General features: G+C 73.6%; 27 protein-coding genes. 11 read left to right on the top strand and 16 right to left on the bottom strand.

Annotation, left to right across the window (positions count from 1 at the left end; translation table 11 throughout):
• Positions 1–93: 93 nt before the first annotated feature.
• Positions 94–432 (bottom strand): S26 family signal peptidase, encoded by a 339-nt coding sequence (locus ACN27C_RS13430; RefSeq protein ID WP_422751268.1) that lies wholly within the window; start codon positions 430–432, stop codon positions 94–96.
• A 78-nt stretch (positions 433–510) separates the two neighbouring features.
• Here ACN27C_RS13430 and sodN point away from each other — a divergent pair, with 78 nt between their 5' ends.
• The 3 genes from sodN to ACN27C_RS13415 are packed head-to-tail and all read left to right on the top strand — an operon-like array spanning position 511 to position 1876.
• Positions 511–915, top strand: coding sequence for a superoxide dismutase, Ni (gene sodN, locus ACN27C_RS13425; protein WP_013288353.1), 405 nt, complete (start codon positions 511–513; stop codon positions 913–915).
• Positions 912–1436: a GNAT family N-acetyltransferase gene (locus ACN27C_RS13420; protein ID WP_421498877.1), complete on the top strand. Its 525-nt coding sequence runs from the start codon at positions 912–914 to the stop codon at positions 1434–1436. The genes sodN and ACN27C_RS13420 overlap by 4 nt, the downstream gene beginning before the upstream one ends.
• A 32-nt stretch (positions 1437–1468) precedes the next feature.
• The gene (locus tag ACN27C_RS13415) at positions 1469–1876 is read left to right on the top strand and encodes an ATP-binding protein (RefSeq protein WP_047894358.1); all 408 of its coding nucleotides are present in this window, start codon (positions 1469–1471) and stop codon (positions 1874–1876) included.
• Between the two features lie 48 nt (positions 1877–1924).
• On the opposite strand, the gene ACN27C_RS13410 is transcribed toward ACN27C_RS13415, so the two are convergent.
• Positions 1925–2326 (bottom strand): hypothetical protein, encoded by a 402-nt coding sequence (locus ACN27C_RS13410; RefSeq protein ID WP_422751267.1) that lies wholly within the window; start codon positions 2324–2326, stop codon positions 1925–1927.
• 43 nt (positions 2327–2369) lie between these two features.
• On the opposite strand from ACN27C_RS13410, the gene ACN27C_RS13405 reads away from it, so the two are divergent.
• Complete coding sequence (locus ACN27C_RS13405) at positions 2370–3320, top strand: diacylglycerol/lipid kinase family protein (protein ID WP_120573289.1); 951 nt, start codon at positions 2370–2372, stop codon at positions 3318–3320.
• A gap of 450 nt (positions 3321–3770) precedes the next feature.
• Entirely contained in the window at positions 3771–4028 is a 258-nt protein-coding gene (locus tag ACN27C_RS13400) for a WhiB family transcriptional regulator (RefSeq protein WP_013288358.1), read from the top strand.
• Positions 4029–4091: 63 nt separating this feature from the next.
• On the opposite strand, the gene ACN27C_RS13395 is transcribed toward ACN27C_RS13400, so the two are convergent.
• The 4 genes from ACN27C_RS13395 to ACN27C_RS13380 are packed head-to-tail and all read right to left on the bottom strand — an operon-like array spanning position 4092 to position 7433.
• Positions 4092–4841, bottom strand: a complete 750-nt coding sequence (locus ACN27C_RS13395) for a sirohydrochlorin chelatase (protein ID WP_422751266.1) — start codon at positions 4839–4841, stop codon at positions 4092–4094.
• Positions 4823–5572 (bottom strand): phosphoadenylyl-sulfate reductase, encoded by a 750-nt coding sequence (locus ACN27C_RS13390; RefSeq protein WP_120573287.1) that lies wholly within the window; start codon positions 5570–5572, stop codon positions 4823–4825. Before ACN27C_RS13390 ends, ACN27C_RS13395 begins: the two co-directional genes overlap by 19 nt.
• Entirely contained in the window at positions 5569–5727 is a 159-nt protein-coding gene (locus ACN27C_RS13385) for an IS1 family transposase (RefSeq protein ID WP_120573286.1), read from the bottom strand. Before ACN27C_RS13385 ends, ACN27C_RS13390 begins: the two co-directional genes overlap by 4 nt.
• Entirely contained in the window at positions 5724–7433 is a 1710-nt protein-coding gene (locus ACN27C_RS13380) for a nitrite/sulfite reductase (protein WP_121686685.1), read from the bottom strand. The genes ACN27C_RS13385 and ACN27C_RS13380 overlap by 4 nt, the downstream gene beginning before the upstream one ends.
• 631 nt (positions 7434–8064) lie before the next feature.
• Here ACN27C_RS13380 and ACN27C_RS13375 point away from each other — a divergent pair.
• The gene (locus ACN27C_RS13375) at positions 8065–9924 is read left to right on the top strand and encodes a glycosyltransferase family 39 protein (protein ID WP_422751265.1); all 1860 of its coding nucleotides are present in this window, start codon (positions 8065–8067) and stop codon (positions 9922–9924) included.
• Here ACN27C_RS13375 and ACN27C_RS13370 read toward each other — a convergent pair.
• Positions 9899–11491 (bottom strand): histidine kinase N-terminal domain-containing protein, encoded by a 1593-nt coding sequence (locus tag ACN27C_RS13370; protein WP_422751264.1) that lies wholly within the window; start codon positions 11489–11491, stop codon positions 9899–9901. The genes ACN27C_RS13375 and ACN27C_RS13370 overlap by 26 nt on opposite strands.
• Before the next feature lie 25 nt (positions 11492–11516).
• Positions 11517–12545, bottom strand: coding sequence for an SIS domain-containing protein (locus ACN27C_RS13365; RefSeq protein WP_030275110.1), 1029 nt, complete (start codon positions 12543–12545; stop codon positions 11517–11519).
• Between the two features lie 183 nt (positions 12546–12728).
• Here ACN27C_RS13365 and ACN27C_RS13360 point away from each other — a divergent pair, with 183 nt between their 5' ends.
• On the top strand, positions 12729–14330 hold the full coding sequence (locus tag ACN27C_RS13360; protein ID WP_422751263.1) for a tetratricopeptide repeat protein: 1602 nt from the start codon (positions 12729–12731) through the stop codon (positions 14328–14330).
• A gap of 431 nt (positions 14331–14761) precedes the next feature.
• Here the strand turns inward: ACN27C_RS13360 and ACN27C_RS13355 are convergent, their stop codons facing one another.
• Positions 14762–16354, bottom strand: a complete 1593-nt coding sequence (locus ACN27C_RS13355) for an MDR family MFS transporter (protein ID WP_422751262.1) — start codon at positions 16352–16354, stop codon at positions 14762–14764.
• 119 nt (positions 16355–16473) lie between these two features.
• Between ACN27C_RS13355 and ACN27C_RS13350 the strand changes: the two genes are divergently transcribed.
• Positions 16474–17049, top strand: coding sequence for a TetR/AcrR family transcriptional regulator (locus ACN27C_RS13350; RefSeq protein ID WP_120573280.1), 576 nt, complete (start codon positions 16474–16476; stop codon positions 17047–17049).
• 14 nt (positions 17050–17063) lie between these two features.
• Here the strand turns inward: ACN27C_RS13350 and ACN27C_RS13345 are convergent, their stop codons facing one another.
• A complete protein-coding gene (locus ACN27C_RS13345; RefSeq protein WP_121686311.1) occupies positions 17064–17576 on the bottom strand; it encodes a GNAT family N-acetyltransferase in 513 nt (170 codons plus the stop codon).
• Positions 17573–17788: a biotin/lipoyl-binding carrier protein gene (locus ACN27C_RS13340; protein WP_013288370.1), complete on the bottom strand. Its 216-nt coding sequence runs from the start codon at positions 17786–17788 to the stop codon at positions 17573–17575. The genes ACN27C_RS13345 and ACN27C_RS13340 overlap by 4 nt, the downstream gene beginning before the upstream one ends.
• A 236-nt stretch (positions 17789–18024) precedes the next feature.
• On the opposite strand from ACN27C_RS13340, the gene ACN27C_RS13335 reads away from it, so the two are divergent.
• Positions 18025–18099, top strand: coding sequence for a 50S ribosomal protein bL37 (locus ACN27C_RS13335; protein WP_369752275.1), 75 nt, complete (start codon positions 18025–18027; stop codon positions 18097–18099).
• A gap of 80 nt (positions 18100–18179) precedes the next feature.
• On the opposite strand, the gene rsrA is transcribed toward ACN27C_RS13335, so the two are convergent.
• The 5 genes from rsrA to ACN27C_RS13310 all read right to left on the bottom strand — a co-directional run bounded on the left by rsrA (position 18180) and on the right by ACN27C_RS13310 (position 21531).
• On the bottom strand, positions 18180–18467 hold the full coding sequence (gene rsrA / locus ACN27C_RS13330; protein WP_013288372.1) for a mycothiol system anti-sigma-R factor: 288 nt from the start codon (positions 18465–18467) through the stop codon (positions 18180–18182).
• A 2-nt stretch (positions 18468–18469) separates the two neighbouring features.
• Positions 18470–19279: a sigma-70 family RNA polymerase sigma factor gene (locus ACN27C_RS13325; protein ID WP_120573278.1), complete on the bottom strand. Its 810-nt coding sequence runs from the start codon at positions 19277–19279 to the stop codon at positions 18470–18472.
• Positions 19280–19507: 228 nt separating this feature from the next.
• Positions 19508–20119 (bottom strand): alpha/beta family hydrolase, encoded by a 612-nt coding sequence (locus tag ACN27C_RS13320; RefSeq protein ID WP_422751261.1) that lies wholly within the window; start codon positions 20117–20119, stop codon positions 19508–19510.
• A gap of 98 nt (positions 20120–20217) precedes the next feature.
• Complete coding sequence (locus tag ACN27C_RS13315; protein ID WP_013288375.1) at positions 20218–20610, bottom strand: WhiB family transcriptional regulator; 393 nt, start codon at positions 20608–20610, stop codon at positions 20218–20220.
• Between the two features lie 213 nt (positions 20611–20823).
• Positions 20824–21531: an SOS response-associated peptidase gene (locus tag ACN27C_RS13310; RefSeq protein WP_422751260.1), complete on the bottom strand. Its 708-nt coding sequence runs from the start codon at positions 21529–21531 to the stop codon at positions 20824–20826.
• 102 nt (positions 21532–21633) lie between these two features.
• On the opposite strand from ACN27C_RS13310, the gene aroA reads away from it, so the two are divergent.
• Together aroA and rsgA are read left to right on the top strand one after the other, a co-directional pair.
• Positions 21634–22935, top strand: a complete 1302-nt coding sequence (gene aroA, locus ACN27C_RS13305; RefSeq protein ID WP_120574139.1) for a 3-phosphoshikimate 1-carboxyvinyltransferase — start codon at positions 21634–21636, stop codon at positions 22933–22935.
• Positions 22905–24032 (top strand): ribosome small subunit-dependent GTPase A, encoded by a 1128-nt coding sequence (gene rsgA, locus ACN27C_RS13300; RefSeq protein ID WP_422751259.1) that lies wholly within the window; start codon positions 22905–22907, stop codon positions 24030–24032. The genes aroA and rsgA overlap by 31 nt, the downstream gene beginning before the upstream one ends.
• Positions 24033–24048: the final 16 nt, after the last annotated feature.

Below are 24048 nucleotides of genomic sequence, written 5' to 3'. Positions count from 1 at the left end.
CGGCGCGGCGGTGCGGGGGTCACCCGGGCACTTTTCGAGCATAGTCACGCTTCGGCACCCAGTATGTGAGCGGGGTCATATCCGCTCCGGTCGTTACCTGCTCCTGACCCGTCCCGGACGCGGCCACCAGCGGGCCACCACCCGGCCCCGGACGTCGGCCACCCCGTACGCGCGGGAGTCGTCGGCGACGAACTCGTTGTCGCCGCGCAACCACCATCCGCCGTCGCGCGGTTCCACCGCCCGCTTGACGACGAGCAGGTCGGGACGGCTGCGGAACACCGCGACGACCACGTCCCCGGGGCGTAACGGCCGGCCTCCGGTGCGGACCAGCACCGCGTCGCCGTGACGCAGCGTCGGGGACATGGACGGGCCGGTCACCAGCACCGGCACCAGCGGGCCGCGCAGAGCCGGGGGTTCACCGGTGGACGCCATGTCACCTCCCAGCCCCCGAGGGCGTCTCCAGGAGTAATGTCGTCTTGGATCATCGCAAACAACCCATGGAGGACCCTGATGCGCCTTCCCCGCATCCTCACGCCCCGGGTGACGGCCAGCGCTCACTGCGACCTGCCCTGCGGCGTATACGACCCGGCCCAGGCCCGGATCGAGGCCGAGTCGGTCAAAATGATCTGCGAGAAGTACCAGGCCAACACCGACCCGGAGTTCCGCACCCGCGCCATCCTGATCAAGGAGCAGCGGGCCGAGCTGGTCAAGCACCACCTGTGGGTGCTCTGGACCGACTACTTCAAGGCTCCGCACTTCGAGAAGTACCCGCACCTGCACCAGCTGTTCAACGAGGCCACCAAGCTGGCCGGCGCGGCCGGCGCCAAGGGCGGCACCGACCCGGCCAAGGCCGACGAGCTGCTGGCGAAGATCGACGAGATCTCGAAGATCTTCTGGGAGACCAAGCAGGCGTGACGTCGCCCGACGGCACTCCGACGATCCGGCCGGTACGTCCCGAGGACGTACCGGCCGTCGTCGCCATGGTGCACGAACTCGCCGAGTACGAGCGCGCGCCGGAGCAGTGCCACCTCACCACGGCACAGCTCGACGCGGCCCTGTTCGGCCCGTCCCCGGCGCTGTACGGCCACGTCGCGGTCGACCCGTCGGACCGGCCGGTCGGCTTCGCGCTCTGGTTCCTCAACTTCTCCACCTGGGCCGGCGTGCACGGCATCTACCTGGAGGATCTCTACGTCCGCCCGGACGCCCGGGGCACCGGCGCGGGCCGGATGCTGCTCGCCACGCTCGCCGCGATCTGCGTGGAACGCGGCTACCAGCGGCTGGAGTGGTGGATGATCAACTGGAACCCGGCGGCCCGCTTCTACGCCGCGATCGGCGCCACGCCGATGGACGAGTGGACCCCGTACCGCCTGGCCGGGCCGGCGTTGCGCGAGCTCGCCACGCACGCGACGGCCGCGCCCACGCGGCCCGCCCTCTGACCGGGTAGAGTCCCGCACCGGGGGGAGGAGCCGTGACTCAACTGACCGGGCACCCGACGACCGACGACGACGTCGTCCACCTCACCGTGCCCGCCGACGGTGGTTACCTCGGCGTGCTCCGCACCGCCACGGCCGGGCTCGCGGCCCGGCTCCAGTTCGCCCTCGACGAGATCGAGGATCTGCGCATCGCCGTCGACGAGGCGTGCGCCATGCTGCTCGCCATCGCCACCCGCGACGCCGAGCTGGAGTGCCGCTTCGCGGTCACCGAGGACGCGCTCACCGTCGAGGTGACGGTGCCGACGGTCCGGGGCGCCACGCTCCCGTCCGAGTCGTCGTTCGCGTGGAAGGTGCTCACCGCGCTGACCACCGGGGCGAACGCCCACGCGTCCGGCGGCCGGGCCACCATCTCGCTGCTGACCCGCCGCGCCGGCGGATTCTGACCGGCCCCTTTCCGGCACCGGTCGGCGGCGTCCGGGCCGGGTCTGCGCTCAGCGGGCCGGCTCGCCGAAGCCCAGCGCGCGGTTGGTCGGACCGCTCACCAGCAACGCGACCATGCCGATCCCGAGCACCATCAGCGGCACGCCGAGCCAGCCCATGCCGCCCTCGATCATGAACCAGCCGACCGGCAGCAGCATGAGCTGAAGCACGATGGCCGGCGCGCGGGCCCCGGCACGGCGGCGGGACAGCGCGCCGCCGAGCGCCCAGAGCGCCACCGCGCCGCCGACGGCGAAGACGGTCACCAGCAGTGCCGAGGTCAGATCCGTCGCGTCGGCGGTGAGGTCGGACCAGATGAGCCACACCGCGATCAGCCCCAGCGCCACCGCCTGGGCTCGTAGCAGGAGCACCGCGGCGCGCAGCGTGCCGGGGAGCGGGTCGGAGTCGATCGTCACGGGCGCCACGATACCGGTGGGTAGTCGCGGTACAGTGCCGCCCATGCGGGCCGTCCTGGTGGTCAATCCGAAGGCCACCACCACCAGCGAGCGCAGCCGGGACGTGCTGGTCCGGGCGTTGCGCAGTGAAGTCGACCTGTCGGTGCGGTACACCCGCCGACGGGGCCACGCCATGGACCTGGCCCGGGAGGCCGCCCAGGAGGGCGTCGACCTGGTCGTCACGCTCGGCGGCGACGGCACGGTCAACGAGGTGGTGAACGGCCTGATGGCGGCGGAGCCGCCGACGTTCCGCACCGGACAGACCTCGGCCGAGCGGCTGCCCGCGCTGGCCACCGTGCCGGGCGGTTCGACGAACGTGTTCGCCCGCGCGCTCGGGCTGCCCCGGGAGTGGCCGGACGGCACCAGCATGATCCTGGAAGGGCTGCGGCTGGGCCGGTCCCGCACGATCGGGCTGGGCCGGGCCGACGACCGCTACTTCACGTTCTGCGCGGGGTTCGGGCTGGACGCGGCGGTGATCCGCCGGGTCGAACAGGCCCGTAAGAAGGGGCGCGTCTCCACCCCGGCGCTCTACTTCCGCTCCACCGCGAGTCAGTACTTCGTCGGCTCGGACCGCCGCCACCCGTCGATCACGCTGGAGCGCCCGGGTGAGGCGCCCGCGACGGAACTGGCCACCGCGATCATCCAGAACACCGCGCCGTGGACGTACCTGGGCGACCGGGAGATCAACCCGAACCCGGAGGCGTCGTTCGACCTCGGGCTCGACGTGCTCGCGCTGCGGCGGCTGCGGGTGGCCAGCACGGCCCGGACGGCGGTGCAGTTCTTCTCCCGGCAGCCGGATCCGCACGGCAAGCAGGTGCTGCGGCTGCACGACGTGGCGGAGTTCACCCTGGTCTCGGACCGGCCGCTGCCGTTCCAGCTGGACGGGGACTACCTCGGCGAGCGGGAGAAAGTCCGATTCACATCCGTTCCGGCCGCACTGAGAGTAATCTGCTAGGTCTCGGGTACCCCAGTCGGTTGACGCGGACCCCCCCCCGCCGCGCGGGTGCGGTGGCCGCCACGCCGAGGAAGGGTGCCGGAAATGTCAGCAACGTCACGCAGACCGTACTACATTGATTATCGACTGTGGCACGCCGGGTAACCAGAGCCCTGGTAAACCCGGACAAATGGGTGGTGAGCCCGCTCACTGTTCGGAGTTTTTCCGAGCGTCACCCTTGACATCGCTGTAGTTCGTGAAAGTATTCACAAGCGAACTCGTGTTGCCGGGACATTGCCTGGATATGCTCGTTCGGTTGAGCTGTTCCAGCAGGTCCGGGCACCCCACAGCCTGCTCACGCTGCGCCGAATTGATGGATGCTGACCGTCACCATTCGGCAATGCGGACGCAAATAGAAATAGCAACGAAGCGTTATCTGGCCACCCACTAAGAATGAGGAGTGTTGCCGCCATGGACTGGCGCCACGATTCGGTCTGCCGCGACGAGGACCCGGAGCTGTTCTTCCCGATCGGGACGTCCGGCCCGGCCCTCCTGCAGGTGGAGCAGGCGAAGGCCGTCTGCCGGCGCTGCCCCGTGACCGACCAGTGCCTGCAGTGGGCGCTGGAGTCCGGTCAGGACGCCGGCGTCTGGGGTGGGATGAGCGAGGAGGAGCGTCGCGCGGTGAAGCGCCGCGGCGGCCTCCGGGTGCTGCGCGCTCACTCCGCCTGACCCGTACACGCTGATCGCCCCGGCCGGGATTCCGGCCGGGGCGTTCTGCTGTCCCGGACCGGGTCAGCCCGTCACCGCCGCCACCCGCCGCCGGACCAGGTCCGCCAGCTCCGGCAGGTCGGTCAGGGGATCCGCCACCGCCACCGCGCCGGCCGACCGGGCCGACGCGCGTACCCCGTCGTGGAACCGGCCCGGGGCCAGGAAGTAGGCGGCCACCGCGACCCGGCGGGCGCCCGCCGCACGCAGTCGCGTCACCGCGCCGCCGACCTCCGGAGGCGCCGCCGAGGCGTACGAGACGCGGCAGGGCACACCCAGCCCGGCGCCGAACGCCGCGGCGACCCGCCCCACCGAGGCGCGCGCCCCCGGATCCCGGGTGCCCGCCGCCGCCAGCACCACCGCATCCAGCCCGCCCGGCCCGTCGCCGGTCGCCTCCGCCAGGCGGCGGCGCAGCCCGTCCAGCAGCCCGCCGTCCACCCCGCCGCCGGTCGGCCCCAGCACGTCGGTCACCCGTACCTCGATGTCCGCGCCGGCCGCCGCGACCGCCGCCGGGATGTCCACCTTCCGGTGGTACGCGGCGGTCAGCAGCAGCGGCACCAGGACCGCCCGGGAGTGACCGGCGGCGGCCAGCCCGCGCAGCACCTCGGCCGGCCCGGGATCGGTGTGGTCGAGCCAGCTCGGCAGCACCGGACGACCCGGGCAGGTGTCCGCCACGGCCCGGGCCAGCGCCCGGGTCGCCTCCGCCGCACGCGGGTCACGGCTGCCGTGGGCCACCAGCACCACCGGTGGCCCGGCGCTCAGGTGTGCAGGCCGCACTCGGTCTTCTCGAACATCGCCCAGCGACCGGACCGGGGGTCCTCCCCCGCCTTCGTCCGCCGGGTGCACGGCCAGCAGCCGATCGAGCCGTAGCCGCGGGCGAACAACTCGTTCACCGGGATGTCGTACCGGGCCACGTAGGCGTCCACCTCCCGCTGCGTCCACGCCGCGATCGGGTTCACCTTGACCTTGCCGCGCCGCGCGTCGAAGCCCACCACCGGCGTGTTCGCCCGGGTCGGCGACTCGTCCCGGCGCAGCCCGGCGGCCCAGGCGTCGTACCCGGACAGCGCCCGCTCCAACGGCTCCACCTTGCGCAGCTGGCAGCAGTCGTCCGGGGACCTGTTGAACAGGCGCGGACCGTACTGGCCGTCCTGCTGGCCCACCGTCATCCGGGGCCGGATCGAGCGCACCCGCACCGGCATCCGCCGGGCCACCTCGTCGCGGACCTTCAGCGTCTCCGGGAAGTGCAGCCCGGTGTCCAGGAACACCACGTCGACGCCGGGCGCGACCCGGGAGACCAGGTGCGCCAGCACGCCGTCGGCCATCGAACTGGTCACGCAGAACCGCTCGCCGAACGTCTCCACCGCCCACCGCGCGATCTCCAGCGCGGGCGCGTCCGCCAGTTCCCGGCCGGCCTCCTCGGCCAGCGCGCGCAGCTCCTCCGGGTCGCGGCGGGCCGGCTCGGCCGCGCCGATCAGCCCGAGGCCGGCGGCGGAGACCAGGCCGGTCACCGGTTCACCGCCCGGCTCAGCAGGCCGGTGAACTTCACAGTGAAGACCCGCGCGCAGGCGTGGCACTCCCAGGCGCCGTGCCCGGCCTCGTGCGGTCGCAGGTCCTCCTCCCCGCAGTACGGGCAGTAGAGAGGCGCAGACCGAGCGTCGCTCATCGCAACTCCTCCTCGTCGACTCTGATCACCCAGTTGGCGAACGTCTCACCCTCGGTCCGGCCGGCCAGGTAGCGGCGGGCGAGGCGTTCCACGTACTCCGGAAGCTCCTCGGCGGTGGTCTTCAGACCGCGCAGCTTGCGGCCGAAGCCGGCGGTCTGCCCCTGCGCCATGCCGAGGCCGCCGCCGAGGTGCACCTGGAAGCCCTCGACCTGCCGGCCGTCCGGGCCGACCACGAGCTGGCCCTTGAGCCCGATGTCGGCGACCTGGGTGCGGGCGCAGGCGTTCGGGCAGCCGTTGAGGTGGATGGAGATGTCCGCGTCGAAGTCGCGCAGCCGCTCCTCCAGGCGCGCGACCAGTTCCTCGCCGCGCCGCTTGGTCTCCACGATCGCGAGCTTGCAGAACTCGATGCCGGTGCAGGCCATCGTGCCGCGCCGCCACGCCGACGGCCGGGCCTCCAGGCCGATCCCGCGCAGCGCCGCGACCAGCTCCTCGGTCCGCTCCGGCGCCACGTCCAGCACGAGCAGCTTCTGGTACGGGGTGAGCCGCACCCGGCCGCTGCCGTGCGCCTCGACCACGTCGGCGAGCTGCGCGAGCTGGGTGCCGGAGACCCGGCCCACCACCGGGGCCGCGCCCACGTAGTTCGCGCCGTCGCGCTGCGGGTGCACGCCGATGTGGTCGACCGGCTTCGCCGGCAGGTCCGCGGCCGGACCGTCGAGCAGCGTCCGGCCCAGGTATTCCTTCTCCAGCACCTCGCGGAAGCGCTCCACGCCCCAGTCGGCGACCAGGAACTTCAGCCGGGCCCGGTTGCGCAGCCGGCGGTAGCCGTAGTCGCGGAAGATACCGACCACGCCGGCCCACACGTCCGGCACCTCGTTCAGCGGTACCCAGACGCCGAGCCGCTTGGCGAGCATCGGGTTGGTGGAGAGCCCGCCGCCGACCCACACGTCGAACCCGGGCCCGTGCTCCGGGTGCTCCACGCCGAGGAACGCGATGTCGTTCGCCTCGTACGGCGTGTCGACCAGCCAGGAGATCGAGGTCTTGAACTTGCGCGGCAGGTTGGAGTACGCCTTGTCGCCGACGTACCGGCGGACGATCTCGTCGATCGCCGGGGTCGGGTCGAGCACCTCGTCCCGGGCCACCCCGGCGACCGGGCTGCCCAGCACGATCCGGGGGCAGTCGCCGCACGCCTCGGTGGTCTGCAGGCCGACCGCCTCCAGCCGGCGCCAGATCTCCGGCATGTCCTCGACCCGGATCCAGTGGTACTGGATGTTCTGCCGGTCGGTGATGTCGGCGGTGTCCCGGGCGAACTCCCGGGAGATGTCCGCGATCACGCGGAGCTGGGCCAGGTTGAGCTGGCCGCCGTCCACCCGCACCCGGAGCATGAAGAACTCGTCCTCCAGCTCGTGCGGCTCCAGCACAGCCGTACGCCCGCCGTCGATGCCGGCCTTGCGCTGGGTGTAGAGGCCCCACCAGCGGAACCGGCCGCGCAGGTCCTGCGGGTCGATCGAGGCGAAACCGCGGTGGGCGTAGATGTTCTCGATCCGGTCCCGCACGTTCAGCGGGTCGTCGTCCTTCTTGATCCGCTCGTTGGGGTTGAGTGGCTCACGGTGCCCGAGCGCCCACTGCCCCTCGCCGCGTGGCCGGCGGGGCGCACGGGCGGCAGGCGCCGGGGTGTCGGGACGGGTCGGGGTGCTGCTGACCGCCATCGCGGCGTCCTCCATGGGTCTGCTGCGGTGCCTGGAGCGCGGACGCGGCGGCCGGCCCTGGGAAGGGCCGTGGACGGCGATGTCGATGACGGCCGGCGCGAGTACGCGCCCGAGACGGAAGGGTCGGGCGTCGTCAGTGGGCCGGACAGATCGCGCTGCGCACGCGGCCGTAATCGACGTGGCGACGAGCCACGAAGCGGCGGACGACAGCGGCGGTCATGTGCCTCATGCTGCCACACCCCGCCCCGCCCGACCACAGCTCCGCCCTGTGATCCCACATCACGGGCCCCCACCCGAGATCGACCCCCATCCACCCCACCCGCCGACCCTCCCCCCGCCCTCCCTCCCCTCCCGCCCTCTCCCGCGGTGATCAAGGAGTTAACGTCCCCCAACCCGCTACCCCAGACCGCAATCTCCTTGGTCAACAAGCTCAACCCCACCCACCCACCCACCCCGTTGATCATGAAGTTGGCGGGGGCAAAAGGGACGGTGAGCGCCGTCAACTTCATGATCGACCGGCCCGGGGCGGGGGGCCGGGGCGGGAGAGGGGGCGGGGCCGGGTGGGTGGGAATTGGTGGAGCGGGCGGGGTGACGGCGACCGGCGTGTGACGCTGCGGGGGTGAGGAGGTTCGTGCCCGCGTCTGCCTGCGGCCGTTCGGGTCCGGTGGTGTGGGTGGTTCCGGGACTGCTCACGCTCGTGGTGACGCTGGCCGGGATCGGGCACGCCCAGCCGTGGCGGGACGAGCTGGCCACCTGGAGCGCCGCCACCCGGCCGGTACCGGACCTGGCCCGGATGACCCGCACCATCGACGCCGCGACCGGGCCGTACTACCTGCTCATGCACGGCTGGACGGCGCTGGCCGGCACGTCGCCGACGGCGCTGCGGCTGCCCTCGGCACTGGCCATGGCGGTGGCCGCCGCGCTCACCGCCCGCCTCGGCGCGGTGCTGGTCGGCCGCCGCGCCGGGCTGCTGGCCGGGCTGCTGTTCGCGGTGCTGCCGGTCACCTCGCGGTACGGCCAGGAGGCGCGCCCGTACGCGCTCGCGACGCTGCTCGCCGTGCTGGCCACGCTGCTGCTGGTCGGGGCGCTGCGCCGGCCGGGACGGTGGCGGTGGGCCGGGTACGCGGTCGCGGTCGCCGCACTCGGTCTGTTCCACCTGCTCGCGCTCACGCTGCTCGCCGCGCACGCAGTGGTGGTGCTGCTGGTCGCCGCACGTGGCCCCGCGGCGGTCGTCGATCCGCCCGGCCAGTTCCGAGCCGAGATGCCCGACGCGAGCCGGCCATGCCGCAGACACCCACGGCGTTCCACCCAGCCACGAGATCGAGCGCCGGTGGAACGCCACAGGTGTCACGGCGCCCCGCAGACACCCACGGCGTTCCACCCAGCCACGAGATCGAGCGCCGGTGGAACGCCACGGGTGTCACCGCATCCCGGGAGCCGGGAGCACGGCACGGACGCGCCGGAAGCGGAACCGCAGGACGTGACCGGCGAGGCTCGGGAGGCGTCGGCGTCCGGCCGACGGGTGCTGGCCGGGTGGCTGGTGGCGCTGCTGCCTGCGCTTCTGCTGGTCACTCCGCTGGCGCTCGTGGCCCGGGGACAGCGTGGACGGCAACTCGACTGGGTGGATCCGGCGCGCCTGCCCGACCTGGCGGCGCTGCCGGGCGCGCTGGCGCAGAGCGGCGTCGTCGGCGGGTTCGTGCTCGCGCTCGCGGCGCTCGGCACCGCCCGGCTGGGTCGCCGGGCGCTGCTGCCGGCCGCCGCCGTACTGCTGCCGGTGGTGCTGGTCTTCGCCGCCGGAACGATGGTGCCGCTCTGGGTGACCCGCTACCTGGTCTTCACCGTGCCGTTCGCCTGCGTACCGGCCGGCGCCGCCCTGGCTGCCGCGCGGGTCACTCCCGCACCGACCCGGACGCCGGGCGCAGCAACGCTCGCCGAACCAGAGCGCACGGCGACACCCGCCGCAGCCGGCCGCAATGCCGCGCCCGCGGAAGCAGAGCAAGGACCGACGTCGCCGCGCGGACGGATGGCGGCGGGAATCGCGGTGGTGGTGCTGGCGGGTCTGCTCGGACTGCCCGATCAGGCGGCGCTGCGCCGCACCCACGAGTGGCCGCGCAGCGCACCGGTCGACTACGCGGGCGCGGCCGGGATCATCGGCGCCGAGCAGCGGCCCGGCGACGCGATCGTCTACTCGCCCCGGGACGGGTGGCTGTTCCCGGATCTCGGCATGGCGTACCACCTGGGGCCGAGGCTGCCGCGCGACGTGCTCGTGGTCCGCGACCAGCGTCAGGACGCGAGCCTCTGGGCCGTGGAGTGCGACGACCCGGCGCGGTGCCTGGCCGGGGCGGACCGGGTCTGGCTGGTGGTCACCGGGCGGCGCGCGGACCCGCCGGCGGCGGTGCCGGGCGCGAAGGGTGACGCGCTGCGGGCGGGCTACACGGTGCGGCAGGTGTGGCCGCGGCCGGGCATCACGGTGGCCCTGCTCGTCCGGTGAGGCGGTCGGTGGTGCCGCGGGCCAGCGGTACGACGATTGCGGCCTCGGTGCCGCCGTCGGCGCAATTACGCAGCTCGATGGTGCCGCGCAGCTCGCCGGTGACGAGTGCCCGGACGATCTGGAGGCCGAGGTTGCCGCCGCGTTCGGCGTCGAACTGCTCGGGCAGCCCTCGGCCGTTGTCGGTGACCGAGACGTGCAGCTGTTTGCGGGCCCGGTGCGCGGTGACCACCACCTCGGGCCGGGGCGCGGTGACCTCGGCCTCGGGCCGGAGCGCGTCCGCGGGCGCGGGGGCAGCGGCCTCCTCGTCGGCGGGCGGGAAGCCGTGTTCCACGGCGTTGAGCAGCAGCTCGTTGAGCACCATCACCAGCGAGGTGGCGATCTCGGCGGGCAGGATGCCGAAGGTGCCGCGGCGGCGCATGCCCACGCTCACCTCGGTGGCGGCGACCTCGGTGGCGGCGCTGGCGACACGGTCCACGATGCCGTCGAACTCGACCGCCTCGTCGCTGGACATGGAGAGCGTCTCGTGCACGAGCGCGATCGAGGCGACCCGGCGTACCGATTCTTCGAGCGCCACCCGCGCCTCGGGCATGGTGACGCGCCGGGCCTGGAGGCGCAGCAGCGCGGCGACGGTCTGGAGGTTGTTCTTCACCCGGTGGTGGATCTCCCGGATGGTGGCGTCCTTGGTGATCAGGGCGCGGTCGCGACGGCGTACCTCGGTGATGTCGCGGACCAGCACCAGCGCGCCGATCGGCACTCCGGCGGGCATCAGCGGCAGCGCCCGGGTGAGCATGGTGGCGCCACGGGCGTCGATCTCCCGCCGGGGTGGCGCCTCGCCGCGCAGCGCGGCGAGCACGGCGTTGCCCGCGTCGGTGCCTTCGAGGGGGTCGCCGGCGAGCCGGCGGTGCAGCTTGGCCAGGTCCTCGCCGACGAGGTGGGAGGCGTAGCCGAGGCGGCGGTACGCGGACTGCGCATTCGGGCTCGCGTAGGTGACCTTGCCGTTGGCGTCGAGCCGCACCAGACCGTCGCCGACCCGGGGCGCCGACGTGGTCTCGCCGGGGTGCCGGGGCGGCGGGAACGTGCCGTCGGCGATCATCTGGGCGAGGTCGTCGGCGGTCGTGAGGTAGTTCAGTTCGAGCTGGCTGGGCGTGCGCGCGGTGGACAGGTTGGTGTCCCGGCCCACCACGGCGATCACCTCGCCGGCTTCACCGTCGCCGGTGCGCAGCCGGACCGGGATCGCCTCGTGGCGGGCCGGCACGTCGCCGTACCAGACCGGGTCGCCCTCGCGCCAGATCCGTCCCTGCCGGTGGGCCACCTCCAGGTGGGCCACCTCGGCCCCGCCGACGATGCGCCCGACCTGGTCGTCCAGGTAGGCGGTCGGCGCGGTGGTGGGACGGACCTGGGCCACGCAGAGGAACGTGCCGTCACCGTCCACCGGCACCCAGAGCAGCAGGTCGGCGAAGGACAGGTCGGACAGCAGCTGCCAGTCGCCGGCGATCCGGTGCAGGTGGTCGATGTCGGCCGGGCGGAGCGCGGTGTGCTCCTCGGCGAGGTCACGGAGGGTGGACACGCCCCACAGCGTGCCACGCCGGACCTCACATCGTCGCCGTGACCTTCTTCAAGCCGCGCGGCGCGTCCGGGTCCTCGCCCCGGGCCAGCGCCAGGGACAGCGCGAGCCGTTGCAGCGGCAGGATGTCGAGCAGCGGCGCGTACCGCTCGTCGACCTCGGGCACCGCCATCCGGGTCTCGCCGACCTCGGCGGAGCCGACCACCACCACGTCGGCGCGGCGCTCGCCGAGGCGGGGCAGCACCTCGCGCATGGACGTGCCGCCGGGGCCGGAGCCGACCACGGCGAGCACCGGGACGTCCGGGTCGGTCATGGCGAGCGGGCCGTGCAGCAGGTCGGCGCCGGAGAAGGCGAGCGCCGGGAGGTACGACGTCTCCATCAGCTTCAGCGCCGCCTCCCGGGCGGTCGGGTACGCGTACCCCCGCCCGGTGGTGACGAGCTGGGCGGCGAACCGGTAACGCGGGGCCAGCCGGGCCGGGGTGTCGTCGGCGAGCGTCTGCGCGGCCAGCTCAGGCAGGCGGCTCAGGGCGGCGTGCTCCTCGGCCGGCAGCACGCCGTCGCCGGCGCGTACGCCCTCGATGAGCATGAGCAGCGCGAGCAGCTCGGCGGTGTAGGTCTTGGTGGCGGCGACCGCGCGCTCGTGGCCGGCGGCGATGTCGACGCTCAGCTCGGCGGTCTCCACCAGCGGCGAGCCGGGGTTGTTGGTGACGGCGAGGGTGAGCGCGCCGGAGGCGCGGGCGACCCGCAGCACCTCGGCCAGGTCGGGCGAGCCGCCGCTCTGGCTGACGCCGACGACGAGCGCGTCGGAGAGGTCGGGCCGGGCGCCGAAGACGGTGATCGCGCTGGGTGAGGCCAGCCCGGCGGGCAGGCCGAGGCGGATCTCGGTCAGGTAGGCCGCGTAGAGCGCGGCGTGGTCGGAGGTGCCCCGGGCGGTGAAGACCACGTGCCGGGGGCGGCGTTCGGCGACGACGGCCGCCACCTCGGCGATGGCCGCCGCGTGCTCGGTGGAGAGCAGACGCTCGTAACCGGCCGGCTGCTCGTCGATGTCGGCGGCCATACCGGCCCCTGGACGCGTCACTCCAGAACCTCCTTCTGCGCGTTTCCCGCGCGTTCGATGCTCAGTCTTGCACGTTTGAGCGGCTCCAATCAACGCAACGAGCAGGAGTGCGCAGTGGATCACTAATCGACGGAAGATCCCCTAGGCTTGCCCGGCTGACCGACCCCCTGGCGAGAGGACGACGTGCCCGAGGACGACGCCGCGCTCTCCGCGGAGGAGGAACTCGCGCTGGCCCGGCTGGCACTGGGCGAGGGCGACCTGCGGCACGCCGCCGACCACGTGGCCGCGGCGCTGGTCCGCTCCCCCACGCTGCCCGAGGCGCACGAGACGCTCGCCCGGCTGAACGCGGCGAGCGGCGGCGACCTGGACCTCTTCCCGCTCGGCCAGCAGGCGTTCGTCGGCGCCGTGGTGGCCCGCGCGCACCTGCTCGCCGCCGCCGGCCGCCCCGCCGAGGGACTCGACCTGCTCGCCGCCGCCACCGGCTACGCGCCCGCCGCGCCCTGGGCCGCCGTACCCTGGGTGACCGCCCCCGACCTGCCGGAACGCCTCGATCCCGAGCGCACCGCCCGGATCCTCATGCAGGTCTGCGCGGCGGCGCCGGACCCCGCGCCGCGCAAGCTGCGCGAGCCGCTCGCGCCGTACCTCACGCTGGCTCGCAACGCAGTCACCGTCCATCCGGACCATCCGCTGCTGCTGGGCGCGGCGTCCGCGCTGGCCCGGCGCCTCGGCGAGGTCACCCTCGCCGTCACCTGGGCCACCCGGGGGGTACGCGCACAGCCCACCAAACTCGGCGAGGTGTGGCTCGGGTACGCGTACCGCAGCGCCGGCCGGACCGCCGAGGCGCTCGCCGCACTGGAACGCGCTGTCGCGCTCGACCCCGACGACCTCGCTGTCTACGCGGACATCGCCGGCACGCTGGCCGACCACGGCCGGCTCGACGCGGCGCTGGGCTGGATCGACCGGGCGCTGGCGAAGGACCCCGCGTTCGACTGCGCCGTGCACACCGCGCACCGGCTGCGCTACCTGCGCGACGGCGACGTGGACCACCTGGTGGCGCTGGCCGACTTCGTCCGCGACCACCCGGACGACACGCACGAGCACGGCGACCTCGCCGAGTGCTGCCGGGGGCGCCCCTGGCTCGGTCAGGTGACCCCGGCGGGCGACGACGCCCCGGCCCCGGACGGTCCCGCCGCCTCGACCGAGGCGGTACGGCGGCTCCAGCAGCTCGCGCACCCCGCCTGGGCGCACCCGCCGGCCGCGTACGACGCCGCGGTCGGGCTGGCCACACTGGACCTCGCCGACCTGCTGGCCCTGCTGGCACACCCGCCGGAAGCACCGGCCACCGCGCTGGGCCGGGTGCTCGGCGGGCAGGACCCGGCACTGTGGACGCGCTGTGCGCAGGTCTGGGCCTGCCTCGGCCTGCTGCACCACCGCACCGACGAGCCGTGGGAGCGGTCGACCCGGCGGCGGGTGCTGGGGGAACTGGCCGCCGGCGATCTCGGCCCGGCCGCCGAGGCGGCACTGTTCGCCCTGGTCACCGCCGCCTGGGTGCACCCCGACACCCGCGCCGACGTGGCCGCGCTGGTGGCCGGGCGGGTCGCCGAGGTGGCGTCCGGGCCGATCCGGCGTACCCCGGTGGCAGTGTCGCTGGCGTACCTGGCGCGCGCTACCCCGGCCCTCGACCCGGCCGCCCGCGCCACCGCCGACTCCCTCATCGCCGGTGCAAGCGGCGGTCCGCTGCGCCGTCTCTGGCGCCGCCTCATCGCCTTGTTCCGCAGAGGCTGAGCCCCGAATCCGTCCCGTGGGAACCCCTGCTTTCCCCGCGGGCCGTCCCTGCCAGGCTCCCCCACTGGCCCCCGAGATTGCCCGCCCCGGTTCGCACCAGCCCGCCCAGCGCCGCCACTTCGCCGAGGTAACGCGATCAGTCCCCTCCGGACCCCACCACCCCCCGAACTGGCGGGCACGCCCGCCCGGAGCGGCCACGCCGAGGACTCGAACACCCGCAGGCCCGCCACGTCGCCGAAGTAGCGCGATCAACTCGCCCTGGACCTCACCACTTCCCCGAACTGCCGGCGCCCACGGCCCCGGGCCCTCCCCGCGCACCGGCTCCCGGGCCCGGCGCCTCGCCACCTCCGCGAGATGGCGGGATCAACTTGCCCCGGACCCCGCCATCTCCCCGAACTGGCGAGCAGCGGGGCACGGGCCGCGACGGTGCGTCAGGCGACGGGGGCCTTGCCGAGCGCGGCCTCGGCCTGGTCCTCCGGTGTGGCGCCGGCCGGCGGCACGTCGTTGGTCGCGCGCAGCGGCACCTCCTTGATGAACCAGGCGAGCACCGGTACGGCCACCGTGAACAGGACGGCCCAGAAGAAGACGTGCGAGATGGCGTCGGACAGGCCGCCGAGCACCGCCTCGCGCATTCCGCCGGTGAGCTTCTTGAGGGCCTCCAGGTTCATCGCGCCGCCCTCGCCGCCGCCCGAGCCCGCGAACGCGGGGCCGGCCGCCGAGTCGGCGAGACGGTTGGCGAAGATCGCGCCGAAGAGGGAGACGCCGAACGAGCCGCCGATGGACCGGAAGAAGGTGGCCGCGCCGCTGGCCGCGCCGAGGTCCTTCTGTTCCACGCTGTTCTGCGCGATCAGCATCGAGGTCTGCATGAGGAAGCCCATGCCGACGCCGAGCACGATCATGTAGAGCGAGGACTGCGTCTTGCTGGTGTCGACGTCCAGCAGGCTGAGCAGGCCCATCCCGGCGGCCATCACCACGCCGCCGATGATCGGGAAGGCCCGGTAGCGGCCGGTCTTGGTGATGGTGCGGCCGACCACGAGCGACACCACGAGCATGCCGAACATCAGCGGGAGCAGCAGCAGTCCGCTGTTGGTGGCCGACGCGCCCTGGACGGTCTGCTGGTAGAGCGGCAGGAAGTTCATCGCGCCGAACATGGCGAAGCCGAGCAGGAAACCGATCACCGAGATCAGCGCGAAGTTGCGGTTGGTGAACAGGCTCAGCGGCAGGATGGGCTCCGGCGCGCGGCGCTCGACCAGCGCGAACGCGGCGAGCGTGAGCACCGCCAGCACGGCCAGGCCGAGGATCTGCGGCGAGACCCAGTCGTACTCGTTGCCGCCCCACGTGGTCACCAGCACGATCGCGGTGATGCCGACGGACAGCAGGGCCGCGCCCAGCCAGTCGATCTTGTGCTCGGTGCGGTACTTCGGCAGGTGCATGGTGGTGGCGAGGATCAGCAGCGCCGCGCCGCCCAGCGGCAGGTTGACGTAGAACGCCCAGCGCCAGGAGAGGTGGTCGGTGATGAAGCCGCCGACGAGCGGCCCGGCGACCATGGCGATGGCCATGATGCCGGCGATCATGCCCTGGTAGCGGCCCCGCTCCCGCGGCGGGACCAGGTCACCGATGATCGCCATGACGCCGACCATCAGGCCGCCCGCGCCCAGGCCCTGGACGGCCCGGAACGCGATCAGCTCGGTCATGCCGGTGTCGGCGCCGCCGAAGACGCCGGAGCCGGACATGCCGCAGAGCGCGGAGCCGACCAGGAACACGACCACAGCGGTGAGGAAGACCGTCTTGCGGCCGTAGAGGTCGCCGAGCTTGCCCCAGATCGGCGTGGAGACGGTCGTACCGAGCACGTACGCGGTGACCACCCAGGTGAAGTGGTCGGCGCCGCCGAACTCGAAGACGATCCGCGGCAGCGCGGTGCTGACGATCATGTTGTCGAGCATCGCGAGCATCATCGCGATCATCAGACCGAACAGGACGACCCGGACATTGGGTCTGGTGGTCACCTGGGCTGGTTGACTCATCGGTAGGCTCCCCCGCAGATCGGATGATCGACTTACTTGCCGCCCGGCTAGTTTGCTTACTAGCCGGACGGTAAGCTGATGGCGGGCGCACGTCAAGCGGATTGGAAGGATGTCGGCCGGTGAGGGAGACCACAGGTGGCACGCGGGAGCGGATCCAGGCCGTCGCCTTGGAACTCTTCACCGAGCAGGGCTACGAGAAGACGTCGCTGCGGGAGATCGCCGAGCGGCTGGGCGTGACCAAGGCGGCGCTCTACTACCACTTCAAGAGCAAGGACGAGATCGTCACCAGCCTGGTCGACGACCGGCTGCGCCGGATGGACGAGCTGATCGCCTGGGCCGCCGACCAGCCGCCCACGCTGGCGACCCGGCGCGCCCTGATCGGCCGGTACGCCGACAGCATGTTCGCCGGCGACCTGCCCCAGGTGATGCGCTTCTTCGAGCAGAACCAGACGGTGCTCAAGAGCCTGGTCGCCGGCCAGCAGATGCGGGACCGCATGATGCGGCTGGCCCACGAGCTGTGCCGGGGCGACGACTCACCCGCCGCCCAGCTCCGTGCCGCGCTCACGCTGTTCGCGGTGCACAGCAGCTGGTTCGCGGTGCGCGCGCCGGGCATCACCGACGACGAGCGCAAGCGGATCGCGCTCCAGGTGGCCGACGAGCTGCTCGCCAAGATCGGCGAGACCGGCCAGGGCTGAGCCGCGGGCCGGATTCAGCCTGCCGAGGGCAGGTCCAGCCGCAGGCCGCGCAGGTCGATCCCGGGCAGCGGCGTCCAGTCCTTCTCCGGGTACCTGACGAAACCGAGCCGCTCGTAGAGGCGGTGGGCGCTCGCCGCCATCCCGGCGCGTACGCAGATCACCACAGCCGTGCAGCCCAGGTCCGTCGCGCGCGCCACGCACGCGGCCGCGAGCGCGGCGCCGGCGCCCCGGCCCTGGGCGGCCGGGTCCACCGCGAGCATCCGGAACTCGGCCTCGCCCGGGCCGGCCAGTTCGGCGTACGGGGTGCCGGGCAGCACGAACGTCACCGCGCCGAGCACCTGGCCGGTGGCGTCGTCGACGGCCACCAGCACCTCGCCGGTCTCGGCGCGCGTGGCCACGTCGGCGAGCACCGGCGCGTACCCGCTCTCGTCCTTGAGCTGGCCGTCCGCCTCGTACGCGGCGACGGTCAGCCGGGCCACGGCCGGGAAGTCCGCCGGCTCGGCGCGGCGCACCCGCAGGCCGGTCAACCGATCTCCGCGATCAGGTCGCCGTCCTGCACCACGTCACCCTCGTTGACCGCCAGCTTCTGCACCACGCCGTCGGACTCGGCGACCACCGGGATCTCCATCTTCATCGACTCCAGGATGACGAGGGTGTCGCCCTCCGACACCGTGTCGCCGGCCGACACGACGACCTTCCAGACGTTCGCCACCATCTCGGCGCGGATCTCCTCGGCCATCTCCGGCCCTCCCTCTCCCCGACAGCTCCCCGACAATCCTGCGAACGGTATCCAATCATGACGCCGGTCACGCCGGACCGCGCACCACCGCCGCGCGATCCGCCCCGCCGCGCCCCGGCGGGCGGTGACGGCACTAGCATCGTGCGGGTCGGCCACCGGCGAGCCGGGGAGCCACACCGCGACCTCCGCCGCGCCCAGCCGCGGACGGAACCGTGACCAGCACAAGGAGGCAGAGCATGGCGAAGAAGGCCCGTAAGAAGAAGGCCCGTAAGAAGAGCAGCGCCAACCACGGCAAGCGCCCCAACTCCTGATCATCCGATCAGCGCGGCGCAGGCGCCGGACAGCGGAACGGCCCGGGTCCGTCATCGGACCCGGGCCGTTCCGTCGCTTGTCAGTCGGCCAGTTCGCGCGACTCGGTGCTCTCGAAGACCACCAGTTCGGTCAGTCGCAGGCGCAGCCGCTCCCGCAGCTTCTCCGGGGCCGCCTCGTTGCCGCAGCACCGGGCCACGAGCGCCTTGACCTCCTGCTCGATGCCGTACTCGCGCAGGCACGGCCCGCACTCGTCCAGGTGGTGCCGGATCAGCACCCGGCGCTCCTCGGCGCACTCCAGGTCGAGGTAGAGGTAGACCTCGGCGAGCACCTCGCGGCAGTCCGTCTCGTGCGGTTGTCCACAGCTCACGGTCACACCTCCCGGCCGGCGGCGGCGGTCGAACCCTTCTTCGACGAGGCGGCGCTGAAACCCCGCTCCGCCGCGTACTGCTCGAGCAGCTTCCGCAGATTACGTCGGCCACGGTGCAGACGGGACATCACGGTGCCGATCGGCGTGCCCATGATGTCGGCGACCTCCTTGTAGGAGAAGCCCTCGACGTCGGTCAGGTAGACGGCCAGGCGGAACTCCTCCGGCAACTGCTGGAGGGCCTCCTTGACGTCGCTGTCCGGCAGCCGGTCGAGCGCCTCCGTCTCGGCCGAGCGCAGGCCGCTGGACGTGTGCGACTCCGCCTCGGCGAGCTGCCAGTCGGTGATCTCCTCGGTCGGCGCCTGGATGGGCTGGCGCTGCCGCTTGCGGTAGGTGTTGATGTAGGTGTTGGTCAGGATCCGGTACAGCCAGGCCTTCAGGTTCGTGCCCTGCTCGAACTGGTGGAAGGCGGCGTACGCCTTCAGGTACGTCTCCTGAACCAGGTCCTCCGCGTCGGCCGGGTTGCGGGTCATCCGCAGTCCGGCGGCGTAGAGCTGGTCGACGAAGGGCATCGCGTCCCGCTCGAAGCGGGCCCTGCGCTCGTCCGTCTTCTCGGTGGTCAACCGCACATCCCCTCGCGTCGGATGCTTTCCCGCCGAGGATACGCGTACCCACTTGCCGGCAGATTCACTTCCGGAGTGTGTGCCGGTGCTCACGACCGACGCCGCCGCGGGCCACTCCGGCGCGTCGAGCAGCCGCCGGAGCTGGCGCTCGTCCCGTTCGTCCCGTTCCCGGCTCCGTGTCTCGATCGGCACCGGTCACCCCCCTCGCGATGGCTCTGTCGTCGTCCAAGGGAGGTAACGCGAGTTGTGGGGCGTGGCATTCCTCCGGCCCCACCCGATCCTGGTCCCGGCCTCGGCCGCGACCGACGCTGGGACCAGGAAGGGCCTGGGAGGGTGGCCCCGGCGCGCCCGAACCGGGCGGCCGGCACCAACCGGTGCAACGACCCGCCGCGCCGGACGGTCACGGCGCGCGGCGCCCGGTCAGGACGACCATCCGTGTACGCGCAGCCAGTCCCGCACCACGGCGGCCGTGCCGGCCGGATCCCCGCGCAGGTCGTGGCGCTCCCCCGGCCGGACCACCACCTCGATGCCGGGGCCGGGCTCGGGCACGCCGAACGGGTCCCGGTCGCCGTTGACGACGAGCGTGGGCAGCCCGGTGAGCAGTTCGCCGGCCCGGGATCGCTCCGGTCGTCCCGGCGGGTGCAGCGGGAACGCCAGCGCGACGACTCCGGCCGCCCCGACGGCGGCGGCGGTGCGGCAGGCCACCCGCGCGCCGCTGGACCGGCCCCCGACCACCCAGTGGGGCACCCGCGGGGCGCGCCGGCGCAGCTCGGCCAGCACCGCCGTCCACGCCTCGTCGAGGTGCCCGGCGGGAGCGGGCGCGCGCCGCCCGGCGACCCGGTAGGGCTGGGTCACCAGGGCCACCCCGGCCCCGGCGGCGAGCACCGCGTCCCGCACGGCGGTCAGGTCGGGCGCGTCCACGTCACCGCCGGCGCCGTGCCCGAGCACCAGCACCGCCGCGCCGTCTGCGGGTGGGTCGAACCGGAGCCGGGCGGGCCCCCGTGGTGTGTCGATGTCGTCGTCGTGCCGCACCGGCCCATTCTGCGCGGGCCGGCCGGCCCGCCGGTGCTCGGGCGCGGAAACGGACGTCGCCCGCGACCTGCCGGAGCGGGCCACGGGCGACATCGGGATCAGCTCAGCGGGACCAGCGTGAGCAGCCGGTCGCGCACCGGCGGACCGGCGTCGTCGAGCGCGTCCGGATCCGGCTGCACCTCGCTGCGCCAGGCCACCAGCATGGCGCGCCGCTCGCGCGGCGTGGTGCCGCCCCAGACGCCGTGGCAGTCGCCCACCTCCAGTGCCCATGCCAGACAGGAGCCCTGGACGTCGCAGGTGCGGCAGAGCGCCACCGCCGCGTCGGCCGGTTCGTTCGGTGCCGGAAAGAACGTCTCCGGATCGACGTTCTGACAGGTGCCCCTGGTGCGCCAGGCGTCGTCCTGGCGTCGTTCGCTCAGCGCCCGCAGCAGTCGCGGATCGCGCCGCGCGGCGGCTACCTCGTGCGGACGCGGCATACGTGCCCGTGTCAATACACCCACCTCCCCCGTGGGAACCGGCGTAGATCTTTACAAGATCGATGAGTGTCATCCGCCCCGTGCGAACAGACGCCCATCACCGGCGCTGTGTTCTATCGCATTCGCGTACGTAAGGACAAGAGTCTTCAATGAAACTGACTGAACGTCCGGGCGACTTTTCCGGCCCAACCCCGGCAAAGGGGTACACGCAAATGTGGCGGAGCGTGATCAGAACAGCGTCGGTCCGGCGGCCGTCTCGGCACCCGCCGGAGCCACCGCGGCGATCAGCTCCGGGCCGTCGTTGCGGACGTCCCCCACGGCCCGGGAGACGGGCCGGATCTCCAGCCCGGCGAGCAGGCCGGCGTCCGGCGGCGTGAGCAGTTCCGCCGGCTCCTCGGCCGGGCCGAGCCAGCCCGCCCAGCGCTCCGGCGACAGCAGCAGCGGCATCCGGTCGTGCACCTCGGCCAGCTCGCCGACCGCAGCGGTGGTGAGCACGCTGAACGTGAGCCGGGCCGTGCCGGCCGACTCCCACACCGACCAGATGCCGGCGAAGGCCAGGACCGAGCCGTCCCGCGGGGTCATGAAGTAGGGCTGGCGCCCGCCGTCGGCGAGGCGGACCCACTCGTACCACCCGTCGGCGGGGACCAGGCAGCGGCGGCGGGCGAAGGACGACGCGTACGCCCGGCTGGTGGCGACCGTCTCGGCCCGCGCGTTGATCATGCGGGCGGCCCCGGCGGCGCTGCGCGACCACTGCGGGAGCAGGCCCCAGCGGCCGAGGGAGAGCAGCCGGTGCCCCTCCGGGGCGAGCCGGACCAGCGGCACCGGGTCGGTCGGCGCGACGTTGTAGTCCGGCGTCACCCCACCGGTCTCGTCGGCCGACTCGAACAGCCCGCTCAGGTCGGCGGCGCTCCGGGTCGTGGCGTACCTCCCGCACATGGCGCCCACGCTAGCCGCATCCGGACGTTCCGGCTGTCCCGCCCAACGGGAGCAGCGGCGACGAACGGTTCCACCGGCCCGCGAGCTTGGCAGAATGTGACCGTGAGCAATCCGACCGCGACGCGTCCACCGCAGCCGTGGACCGCGCCGACCGCGAGCGACCCGGTCGCCGCGACGCTGCGCCTGCCCGGCTCCAAGTCGATGACCGCCCGGGCCCTGGTGCTCGGCGCGCTCGCCGGCGGGCCGTCGACACTCGCCCGTCCGCTGCGCGCCCGGGACACCGAACTGATGGCCGGTGGCCTGCGCGCCCTCGGTGCCCACATGTCCGTCTCGGACGACGACCGCTGGCTGGTCCGTCCCTATCCGCTGGCCGGCCCGGCGCACATCGACGTCGGCCTGGCCGGCACCGTGATGCGCTTCCTGCCTCCGGTGGCCGGGCTGGCCGCCGGACGGGTCACGTTCGACGGCGACCCGCACGCCCGGACCCGCCCGCTCGGGCCGCTGATCGGCGCGCTGCGCACGCTCGGCGTCCGCATCGACGCACCAGCGGCCGGAAGCCTGCCGCTCGTCGTGCTCGGCGCGGGCCGGGTGGCCGGCGGCGACGTGGTGATCGACGCCTCCGCGTCCAGCCAGCTCGTCTCCGGGCTGCTGCTCGCCGCACCCCGCTTCGACCGGGGCGTCGTGGTCCGGCACGAGGGGCCGCCGGTGCCGTCCGCGCCGCACCTGCGGATGACGGTGCAGATGCTCCGCGCGGCCGGCGCCGCCGTCGACGACACCACGCCGGACGTGTGGACGGTCGAGCCGGGCCCGCTGTCCGGGCGCGGCTGGGAGATCGAGCCGGACCTGTCCGGTGCCGCGCCGTTCTTCGCCGCCGCCCTGGTCACCGGCGGTGAGGTGACGTTGCAGGGCTGGCCGCGCAGCAGCCTCCAGCCGGTCGAGCGGCTCCGGGAGCTGCTGCACCGGATGGGCGGCGAGGTGAGCCTCGGCACCGACGGCCTGACCGTGCGGGGCACCGGCACCGTGCGCGGGCTCGACGCCGACCTCTCCGACGTCGGCGAGCTGACCCCGGTGCTGACCGCGCTCACGCTGCTCGCCGACGGGCCGTCCCGGCTCACCGGCATCGGCCACATCCGCGGCCACGAGACCGACCGGGTAACCGCGCTCGCCAAGGAGTTCACCGCGCTCGGCGCGGACATCACGGAGACCCGTGACGGGCTGGACATCCGGCCCCGCCCGCTGCGCGGCGGGACGTTCCGCACGTACGCCGACCACCGGATGGCGCACGCGGCGGCGGTGGCCGGGCTGGCCGTCCCCGGCATCGAGGTCGACGACGTGGCGTGCACCTCCAAGACCATGCCGGAGTTCCCGGCACTATGGTCGGGGATGGTGACCGGCAAGAACTGAGAGCGGGGGACGTCCTGGCGACGAAGCGGCGCGAGTACGACGAGGACGACGTCCGGATCCGGCCGGGCCGGTCGTCGCGCCCACGAACGCGCACCCGGCCCCGCCACGCGGACGCCGTCGAGGGCTTCGTCATCGCCGTCGACCGGGGCCGCTACACCTGCGTGCTGGCCGGGGCCGGGCCGGACGCGCCGCTCGTGACCGCCATGCGCGCCCGCGAGCTGGGACGCAAGTCGGTGGTGGTGGGCGACCGGGTCGGGCTGGTCGGGGACACCTCCGGCGCGCCGGGCGCGCTGGCCCGCATCGTGCGCATCGCCGAGCGGACCTCGGTGCTGCGGCGTACCGCCGACGACGACGAGACCACCGCCGAGGGGCGGCTGGAACGGGTCGTGGTGGCGAACGCCGACCAGCTGGTCATCGTCAGCGCGCTCGCCGACCCGCCGCCGCGTACCGGGTTCATCGACCGCTGCCTGGTGGCCGCGTACGACGCCGACATCGAGCCGCTGCTCTGCCTCACCAAGGCGGACCTGGCCGGCCCGGAGGCGGTGCTCGGCTACTACACCGAGCTGGAGCTGCCGTACGTGCTGATCCGCCCGGACTCCGACCTGGCCGCGCTGCGGGCGCTGCTCGCCGGCCGGGTCTCGGTGATGGTGGGTCACTCCGGGGTGGGCAAGTCGACGCTGGTCAACCGCCTCGTCCCGGACGCCGAACGGGCGGTGGGCACGGTCAGCGCGATCGGCCGGGGCCGGCACACCTCGACCAGCGCGGTGGCGCTGCGGCTGCCCGCCGAGCCCGGCGCCGACGGCGACACCGGCTGGATCGTCGACACTCCGGGGGTACGCAGCTTCGGGCTGGCGCACGTGTCCGCCGAGAGCCTGCTGCACGGCTTCCCCGACCTGGTCGAGGCGACGGTCGACTGCCCGGCCAACTGCCCGCACACGGCCGACGAGGCGGACTGCGCGCTCGACGCCTGGGTGGCCGCCGGGAAGGCCGACGCGCGCCGGCTCGCCTCGTACCGCCGGCTGCTGGCCTCGCGCAGCGGCGAGGGCGACCCGCGCGAGCCGGAGCGCAACCCCGGCGACCCGCTCGCCGGGTCCTGAGCGGCGGACCGGCGGC

It is taken from the genome of Micromonospora sp. WMMD1219 (genome assembly GCF_049315215.1).
GTDB lineage: Bacteria > Actinomycetota > Actinomycetes > Mycobacteriales > Micromonosporaceae > Micromonospora > Micromonospora tulbaghiae.
Note: the sequence above shows the minus strand (reverse complement) of the source record. Positions and strands in the feature narration are given on the sequence as shown.

What these genes read in the sequence shown, in the direction of transcription:
- ACN27C_RS13380 (WP_121686685.1), bottom strand. Translation starts at nt 7,433, where the DNA reads ATGGCGGTCAGCAGCACCCCGACCCGTCCCGACACCCCGGCGCCTGCC.
- ACN27C_RS13310 (WP_422751260.1), bottom strand. Translation starts at nt 21,531, where the DNA reads ATGTGCGGGAGGTACGCCACGACCCGGAGCGCCGCCGACCTGAGCGGG.
- ACN27C_RS13365 (WP_030275110.1), bottom strand. Translation starts at nt 12,545, where the DNA reads ATGGCCGCCGACATCGACGAGCAGCCGGCCGGTTACGAGCGTCTGCTC.
- ACN27C_RS13355 (WP_422751262.1), bottom strand. Translation starts at nt 16,354, where the DNA reads ATGAGTCAACCAGCCCAGGTGACCACCAGACCCAATGTCCGGGTCGTC.
- ACN27C_RS13340 (WP_013288370.1), bottom strand. Translation starts at nt 17,788, where the DNA reads ATGGCCGAGGAGATCCGCGCCGAGATGGTGGCGAACGTCTGGAAGGTC.
- ACN27C_RS13430 (WP_422751268.1), bottom strand. Translation starts at nt 432, where the DNA reads ATGGCGTCCACCGGTGAACCCCCGGCTCTGCGCGGCCCGCTGGTGCCG.
- ACN27C_RS13405 (WP_120573289.1), top strand. Translation starts at nt 2,370, where the DNA reads ATGCGGGCCGTCCTGGTGGTCAATCCGAAGGCCACCACCACCAGCGAG.
- rsgA (WP_422751259.1), top strand. Translation starts at nt 22,905, where the DNA reads ATGGTCGGGGATGGTGACCGGCAAGAACTGAGAGCGGGGGACGTCCTG.
- ACN27C_RS13385 (WP_120573286.1), bottom strand. Translation starts at nt 5,727, where the DNA reads ATGAGCGACGCTCGGTCTGCGCCTCTCTACTGCCCGTACTGCGGGGAG.
- sodN (WP_013288353.1), top strand. Translation starts at nt 511, where the DNA reads ATGCGCCTTCCCCGCATCCTCACGCCCCGGGTGACGGCCAGCGCTCAC.
- ACN27C_RS13400 (WP_013288358.1), top strand. Translation starts at nt 3,771, where the DNA reads ATGGACTGGCGCCACGATTCGGTCTGCCGCGACGAGGACCCGGAGCTG.